The organism is Arthrobacter sp. Br18, assembly GCF_000520555.1.
Taxonomy (GTDB): Bacteria; Actinomycetota; Actinomycetes; order Actinomycetales; family Micrococcaceae; genus Arthrobacter_D.
Map to the genome: position 1 here is coordinate 1 of NZ_KI914882.1, position 7,923 is coordinate 7,923.

The window sequence follows — 7,923 nt, forward strand, 5'->3', positions numbered from 1 at the left end:
GCTACGAGCCTGACGGTGACGGAGATCGCCTGTACCCTGTCGCTGTCGGAGCGCACCGCGGGGGCCCTGCTGCGGAGAAGCCACGCGTTGTGCAGGGATTTCCCCGATACCCTGGTGGCCCTGCGCCGCGGGAGGATTTTCTATCACCATGCCACGGAGATCATCGAGCAATCCGAGGGGGTGCCGGTCTCGGGCCGGGCGGGCTACGAGCGGTGCCTGCTGGCGGCGGCTCCCGGGCGGACCCGTGCCCAGCTGGCCCGACTGGGACGGCGTGAGCGGGAGCGTCACCATCCCGAGGCGATTCCGGTGCGCCAGGCCAAGGCCGCCGCGGACCGGCGCCTGGAACTGATCCCCGACAGGGATGGCATGTGCTGGCTCTCGGCCTACCTGCGCGCTGAGACGGCGTCCGGGGTATTCGCGATGGTGACGGATTTGGCGCGGTCCGTGCAGGGCTCGGACGAGGCCCGCACCCTGACCCAGTTACGAGCCGACGTCCTGGTCGACCTACTCACCAGCCCTGACCTCAACACCAACACCAACCCCGACCCCAGGACCGAGCCCAACACCGACCCGGACACCGGCTCACATGCCGGCACGACCGGCGCCGTAATGGGCGGCCGGACGGGCGGCGGGAGCGGCGGAATGTATGGCGGAAGCGGCGGAAGCGGCGGAAGCGGCGGAATGTATGGCGGAAGCGGCGGAAGCGGCGGGACGGGTGATCGGTGGCATGCCGGTCGGGGCAGGATCGGTGCGGAGGTGCTTCTCACGATGGATGTGCCAACCTTGTTGGGGCTCGCGGAACGCCCTGCGCAGTTGGAGGGTTACGGGCCGCTGAGCCCGGCCTCGGCACGGGAACTGGCCGCGATCAGCAAACACTTCACGCCCCTGCTGGTCGGCGGCGACTCTAACGCGCTGGCCATGGGACGCACCGCACGGCTGCCCTCGAAGCTACTCAGACGCTGGCTTCGATTCCAGGACGAAACCTGCCGGTTCCCCGGGTGCAGCCGGGGCGCGGCGCACTGCGAGGTGGACCACAGTGTTCCCTGGTCCCATGGCGGCACCACCGACCACGACAACCTCGCCCATCTCTGCGCCAAACATCACCGGTTCAAATCCATCACCTCATGGAACCTCACCGACAACACCGCAGGCGTCCTCTCCTGGACCTCACCGACCCATCGCGCCTACACCACCACGCCCGCCAACCCACTCACACGCCGCCCGACTACACCTTCGCCAGGAAATTCACTACGACATCCGATGGCAGCGTCGGTAGAGAACGCGGCACAAGGTCGGGCGCAGGAACCGACACAGGACCCGGCACAGGGTCCGACACAGGATCCGGTCCAAGACCCGACGAAAGCGCCAACTGCTGACCCGGCACCGTTCTAGACCGATGGTCAGATCAGCGCTATCGCTCGGTCCGCTCCACCGTCCGCCGCGCGTGGCGCAGAATTGGCTCGTCGACCATTCGGCCCCGAAACTGGAAAACACCGCCGTGATTCTCGGCTTCCCGCAGGAGATCACGGGCGTACTCGGCGTCAATGTCGCTCGGGGCGTAAGCATTCCTGACCACATCGGCCTGGCTCGGGTGAATGCACGCCTTCGCGCTGAAGCCTGACGCCGCTGCGTCCTCGGCCTCGACGGCAAGGCCGGCAAGATCGCTGATGGCAACATAGACGGCGTCGATCGACCCGATACCGGCGGCACCCGCGGCGAGGAGCACCTGCGATCTCGCCTGGACAGCAACTGCCCGGTACCGGCCGGCCTCGTCCCGACTTGAGGTACCGCCAAGGGAAGCAACCAGATCTTCAGCGCCCCACATGAGCGCAACAACGCTGCGCTCCTGTGCAATTTCCGCAGCGTTCACAACGCCGGCCGCCGTTTCACAGAGCGCGATCACCGAACACCCTTCAATCCGGGACGTCACCCGCTGTACGTCGGCCGCAGACTCAGCCTTGGCCAGCATCACTGTGCGATAGCGCGTGCGGTTCACGGCATCGCAGTCAGCGGCGAAATCGGAGCTGCCCGCGGGATTGATCCGCACCACAGTGCTGGCGGGATCCAGGGAGCTGCCCTCGAGCGCGGCGCGCGCCGCAGCTTTCTGCGCGGGCGCGACGGCGTCCTCGAGATCGATGATGACGGTGTCGGCCCGCTGCTCGGCCTTGCTGTAGCGCTCCGGCCGATCACCGGGGCAGAACAGCAGCGACGGCCCCCACGCGAAATCACTCATCTGATGCTCCTCCAGCCTGGGCCCTGTGGCCCTCTGCCGACCACATGAGAACCGAGCGGCTGGCACGGGCCACCACCTCGCCGTGCTGGTTCCGTCCGGTATGCATCATCTTCACTATGCCCTGCCCCGGCCTCGACGCCGACTCACGCACCTCGAGGATCTCGGTTTCGGTGTACAGGGTGTCGCCCTGGAAGAGCGGGTGCGGGAAGGCGACATCGGTCAGGCCGAGCTGCGCCACGATCGTGCCCTGCGTCAGCTGCGATACGGACTGGCCCACGAGGACCGAAAGCGTCATCATCGAATTCATCAACCGCTGCCCGAAGGGCTGACGGGACGCCCACGCAGCGTCAAGGTGGAGGGCCTGGGTGTTCATGGTCAGCGTCGTGAACAGGACATTGTCCGCTTCGGTCAGTGTTCTCCCCGGCCGGTGCGCGTACACCGTTCCGACGTCGAGCTCGTCGTAGTACAGGCCGCGCTGTTCGATGACCTGACGTGCGGGCCCGCCCGGCTGTGCGGTTCCAAAGGCACGCCGGGAAGCATCGTCCGCCTGCTCAGGATTCAAACTGCACCTCGCGTTGCGGCTCGGAGGGTGCGTCGAGTTGTACCTCGAGTCGGGCCCCCGTCGCTGCGACAACCTCCTCGACACTCACCCCCGGAGCCGTCTCCCGAAGAATCAGCACGCCGCCATCCCGGGCGGAGTCGACGTCGATGACCGCAAGGTCGGTGACAATCCTGTTCACGCACCCCTTCCCCGTCAGCGGAAGTGAACACCGCTCCACGATCTTCGGCTTTCCAGACCTGTCCACGTGCTCCATCATGACGATCACGCGCTTTGCGCCGAACACGAGGTCCATAGCGCCGCCCATGCCCTTCACCATTTTCCCCGGGATCATCCAGTTCGCGAGGTCGCCGTTCGCCGCGACCTCCATGGCACCGAGGACTGCGACGTCGACATGCCCGCCGCGGATCATGCCGAACGAGGCTGCCGAGTCGAAGAAGGAGGCACCCTTGTTGGCGGTGACGGTCTCCTTGCCCGCATTGATCAGGTCGGGGTCGAGCTGGTCCTCTGTGGGGTAGGGCCCCACTCCGAGGATCCCGTTCTCGGAGTGGAGAACCACTTCCACGGACTCCGCGATGTAGTTGGGAATCAGGGTCGGCATACCGATCCCGAGATTGACGTACTGGCCGTTCTCGAGCTCACGTGCGACGCGTGCCGCCAGTTCATTGCGGGTAAGTGCCATGATCTAGACCGCCTTCGCAGCGAAAGTTGATGCAGCAGGTGATATTTGGGCACGCCCCTCAGCGGTGGCGTCGTCCGGAGTGAACTCATCATCGACAGCGGAGAGCGACACCGTACGCTTTTCGATCCGTTTCTCGACCGACGCGGCCAGCACCACCCGCTGCACGAAGATCCCCGGGATGTGGACGTGCTCGGGGTCGAGCTCCCCCGGTTCGACGAGTTCCTCCACCTCCGCAATCGTCACCCTGCCCGCCTGCGCACACAGAGGGTTGAAGTTCATGGCGGTCGCATGGAACACGAGGTTTCCGTGCCGGTCACCCTTCCACGCGTGCACCAGGGCGAAATCCGGCGTCACCGACTCCTCGAGGACATAGTCGACGCCGTCGAAGCTGCGGACCTCCTTCGGCCGGGAGGCGAGCACCACGGTGCCGTCGGCGTCGTACTTCTGGGGCAGCCCGCCCTCGCTTACCTGCGTGCCGACACCCGCCGTCGTATAGAACGCCGGAATGCCGGCGCCGCCCGCCCGGAGTTTCTCGGCGAGCGTGCCCTGCGGCGTCAGTTCCACTTCGAGCTCACCCGACAGGTACTGCCGCGCGAACTCCTTGTTCTCGCCGACATAGGAACTGATGGTCCGGCGGATGCGGTGATCAGCGAGCAGCACGCCCAGGCCCCAACCGTCCACCCCGCAGTTGTTGCTGATCGTTTCCAGCCCCGCCGTGCCCTGCTCGTGGAGGGCCTCGATCAGCGCGGCGGGAACGCCGCACAACCCGAAGCCTCCGACGGCGAGGGACGCCCCATCCGGAATATCCGCGACAGCCTCGGCCGCGCTGTCAACCACCTTGTTGATCACTGCTTCTCCTTAAGCTCGGGTGAATCGTCCTGCGCCTGCAGGACCAGTCCTACAATCCCAGTTCGCGCGCAATCAGCATAAGTTGCACCTCGGTGGTGCCCTCGCCGACCTCCAGGATCTTGGAATCACGGTAGTGCCGTGCCACGGCGAATTCGTTGATGAAGCCGTACCCGCCGAAAATCTGCGTCGCATCACGCGCATTGTCCATGGCGGCTTCGCCCGCGACCAGCTTAGCGATGGAGGCCTGTGTCTTGAACGGCTTGCCCGCGAGCATGCGGGAAGCGGCGTCGTAGTAGGCAAGCCGCGCCGTGTGGGCACGGGCCTGCATCCGGGCGATCTTGAACTGGATCGACTGGTAGCTTCCGATGTTGCTGCCGAACGCCTGGCGTTCCTTGGCATACTGGAGCGACTGTTCGACGCAGCCCTGGGCAGCCCCGGTGGCGAGCGCCGCGATCGCGATGCGGCCCTCGTCGAGGATCTGGAGGAAATTGGCGTAGCCGCGGCCGCGCGTTCCCAGCAGGTTGGCCTCGGGAACCCGGACATCCTTGAGGGTGAGGGGGTGGGTGTCGGACGCGTTCCAGCCCACCTTGTTGTACGCCTTCTCCGCCGTGAACCCGGGCGTGTCCGAGGGCACGAGGATGGTCGAGATCTCCTTCTTCACGCTGCCGTCGGGGCGCTCGGAGGTGCCGGTCACCGCCGTGACCGTGACCAGGGTGGTGATGTCGGTGCCGGAGTTGGTGATGAACTCCTTGGTTCCGTTGAGAACCCACTCGCTGCCGTTTGCGCCGTCCTGCAGCACCGCGGTGGTCCTGGTGCCGGAGGCGTCTGATCCCGCTTCGGACTCCGTGAGCCCGAAAGCGCCCAGTGCGGTTCCTGCGGCCAGAGACGGCAGCCATTCACGCTTCTGCGCCTCGGTTCCGAAGCGGTACACGGGCATCGCCCCGAGGGAGACTCCCGCCTCCAGTGTGATGGCGACGGACTGGTCCACGCGGGCAAGCTGTTCAAGCGCAAGGCACAGGGCGAAGTAGTCCCCGCCCATTCCGCCGTATTCCTCGGGGAAGGGCAGACCGAACAACCCCATGGAGGCCATTTGCTTCACGACGCCGTAGGGAAAGCTGTGTTCCTCGTCGTGGCGCGCTGACACTGGTGCCACCACTTCGTCCGCGAACTCGCGGACAGTCTCCACCAGGTCCTGGTATTCCTCGCTGAGTTCGAAATTCATGGCGCAGGCACTTCCTTAACTGTTGATGTTGGCGTCGCCGGTCCATCGACCGGCGTAGAACTGGAAACGTGGATGGTGGCGAGAACCTGGTCGGCCTTGACGAGGTCGCCGGGTTTGAGATTAATATGCACGACGCCGGCGACGGCAGCAGCAAGCTGGTGCTCCATCTTCATGGCCTCGACGGCGAGCAGCACCGTGCCCGCCTCAACCATCTCGCCGTCCTGCACCGACACCGACACCACCGTGCCGGGCATCGGGCTACGGACCTGCGGGTCCACCACGCCGTCGGCCCGCGCGATCAGGGCGAGCTGCGCGTCGAGCCGTTCCCGGCGGCTCCGCTTCCTCACCGACACCGACCACCCCTCGGCGCCGAGCCACACCGCGTCGCCGCGCCGGACCAGGGTGATCGGGGTACGCACTCCGTCGACGACGGCGCCACCCCGTCCGTCGAGGCTCACGAGCTGTTCCAGTCCGCCGTCCAGTGTCACGCCGTAGGCGGGAAGCCCATCCAGTGTCACGCCGTAGGCGGGAAGCCGGTTCGAGGAGCTGCCGGGAAGCCCCCGGCCTGCTGGTCCGGCGTTCGCGGAACTGATCGCCTGGGAACTCATCGTGCGGGGGTCGACCGCTCGGAGGGCAGCCTCCCGCACATCACCGGCAGACACCTCGAGGCTCAGCGTCCGCGGGCGGTGCACTCCCCCACGGAATCCGTCGCGGCGCTGCCAGGGGGAGGCCTCGGGGGAGCCGAAGGGCCCACTGCCGCTGCCGGAAGCTCGGGTAGCTAGTCCCTGCGAGCTGTTCCCCTGGGCGGCTCCCGCCTTCGCGGTGCCCCGATCAGGGGTGCCGGCTTCAGCGGCACCACCATCGGAGGTGCCGCCATCGAAGGTGGCTCCACCAGCGGCGTCGTCATCCGCGAGGACAACAGCCACGACGGCCAGTTCCGCGTCGGTGATTGCGCGAAACGGCAGGCCCGGCATTTTGCGTTCGATCATCGTGGTGTCGAGGCGCCCCGCTCGCACGTCCGGATCATTGATGAGCAGGCGGAGGTATTCGATGTTGGTGTTGACCCCCAGCACCACCGAACCGGCGAGCGCCGCGTCAAGGCGGTCGAGCGCCTCCGTGCGGTCCTGTCCCCAGGCAATGACCTTTGCCACCATGGGGTCATAGGCTGCGGGGACCACGAATCCCTCAACCAGCGCACTGTCCACCCGAATGCCGTCCCCTCGCGGCTCTACCAGGCGGTGCACGGTTCCCGTGGACGGCAGGAACCCTGCCTCCGGATTCTCTGCATAGACCCGTGCCTCGACCGCATGGCCGGATAGCACGACATCCTCCTGCCGGAGGATCAGCTCCTCGCCTGCCGCAATCCGGATCTGCCATTCCACGAGGTCCACCCCCGTCACCATCTCGGTGACCGGGTGCTCCACCTGCAGCCGCGTGTTCATCTCCATGAAGAAGAACTCGTCGGGAGCCGTGTCCGAGACCAGGAACTCGACGGTTCCCGCACCCACGTAGTCCACGCTGCGCGCAGCGTTGCAGGCGGCCTCGCCGATGCGGCGCCGGGTGGTGTCATCGAGCAGGACGGAGGGCGCCTCCTCGATGACCTTCTGGTGGCGCCGCTGGAGTGAGCACTCACGTTCGCCGAGGTGGATGACGTTGCCGGAGGTGTCCGCGAGGACCTGGACCTCGATATGGCGTGGCGTGAGGATCAGCCGTTCGAGGAACAGTGTGTCGTCCCCGAATGCTGATGCCGCAACGAGGAACAGTGTGTCGTCCCCGAATGCTGATGCCGCAACACGCCGCGCAGTGGCAAGGCTGCCCGGCAGCTCCTCCGGACCGTGGACTGCATGCATGCCCTTGCCGCCGCCCCCGGCCGAGGGTTTGATCAGCAGCGGGAAGCCGACCTCTGCGGCCTGGCGGATGAGCTGTCCGTCGCTCTGCCCGGGCTCGGCGATACCCGGCACCACAGGAACGCCGTGGCCTGCCACGTGGTTCTTCGACCGGATCTTGTCGCCCATGACGTTCAGGGCATGCACCGGTGGACCGATGAAGACCAGGCCTTCGGCGGCGAGGCTCTCCGCGAAGACCGCGTTCTCACTGAGGAAGCCGTAGCCGGGGTGCACCGCCGTTGCACCGGTCATCCTGCAGGCCCGGATGATGGCTGCACCGTCAAGATAGCTTTCCGAGGGCGCCGCAGGGCCGATGCGGACGGCGACGTCCGCCTCGGCGACGTGGCGGGCACCGGCGTCGGCGTCGCTGTAGACGGCGACTGCGCGGATGCCGAGGCTCCGCAGCGTCCGGATGATCCTGCAGGCGATCTCGCCACGGTTGGCCACGAGGACGGTGTCGAAGAGGGGGGACGACGCCGTCCGCGCGGCTGG

At 66.7% G+C, this 7,923-nt stretch carries 7 protein-coding genes; 1 reads left to right on the top strand and 6 read right to left on the bottom strand.

Annotated elements, in window-relative coordinates; translation table 11 throughout:
• On the top strand, nt 1-1,392 hold a 1,392-nt coding region (locus tag Y704_RS21370), incomplete at its 5' end, for an HNH endonuclease signature motif containing protein (RefSeq protein WP_051477078.1).
• 19 nt (nt 1,393-1,411) lie between these two features.
• On the opposite strand, the gene Y704_RS0113690 is transcribed toward Y704_RS21370, so the two are convergent.
• From Y704_RS0113690 to Y704_RS21380, 6 genes are all read right to left on the bottom strand, one after another.
• Nucleotides 1,412-2,233, bottom strand: a complete 822-nt coding sequence (locus Y704_RS0113690; RefSeq protein WP_026550535.1) for an HpcH/HpaI aldolase/citrate lyase family protein — start codon at nt 2,231-2,233, stop codon at nt 1,412-1,414.
• On the bottom strand, nt 2,226-2,717 hold the full coding sequence (locus Y704_RS0113695) for a MaoC family dehydratase (protein ID WP_026550536.1): 492 nt from the start codon (nt 2,715-2,717) through the stop codon (nt 2,226-2,228). Before Y704_RS0113695 ends, Y704_RS0113690 begins: the two co-directional genes overlap by 8 nt.
• A 67-nt stretch (nt 2,718-2,784) precedes the next feature.
• A complete protein-coding gene (locus Y704_RS21375; RefSeq protein ID WP_051477080.1) occupies nt 2,785-3,474 on the bottom strand; it encodes a CoA transferase subunit B in 690 nt (229 codons plus the stop codon).
• Between the two features lie 3 nt (nt 3,475-3,477).
• Complete coding sequence (locus Y704_RS0113705) at nt 3,478-4,323, bottom strand: CoA transferase subunit A (protein WP_026550537.1); 846 nt, start codon at nt 4,321-4,323, stop codon at nt 3,478-3,480.
• 49 nt (nt 4,324-4,372) lie between these two features.
• Entirely contained in the window at nt 4,373-5,545 is a 1,173-nt protein-coding gene (locus tag Y704_RS0113710; protein ID WP_026550538.1) for an acyl-CoA dehydrogenase family protein, read from the bottom strand.
• The coding region (locus Y704_RS21380) for an acetyl/propionyl/methylcrotonyl-CoA carboxylase subunit alpha (protein ID WP_275451069.1) at nt 5,542-7,923 on the bottom strand (2,382 nt) is incomplete at its 5' end. The genes Y704_RS21380 and Y704_RS0113710, both read right to left, overlap by 4 nt.

What these genes read in the sequence shown, in the direction of transcription:
- Y704_RS0113690 (WP_026550535.1), bottom strand. Translation starts at nt 2,233, where the DNA reads ATGAGTGATTTCGCGTGGGGGCCGTCGCTGCTGTTCTGCCCCGGTGAT.
- Y704_RS21375 (WP_051477080.1), bottom strand. Translation starts at nt 3,474, where the DNA reads ATGGCACTTACCCGCAATGAACTGGCGGCACGCGTCGCACGTGAGCTC.
- Y704_RS0113710 (WP_026550538.1), bottom strand. Translation starts at nt 5,545, where the DNA reads ATGAATTTCGAACTCAGCGAGGAATACCAGGACCTGGTGGAGACTGTC.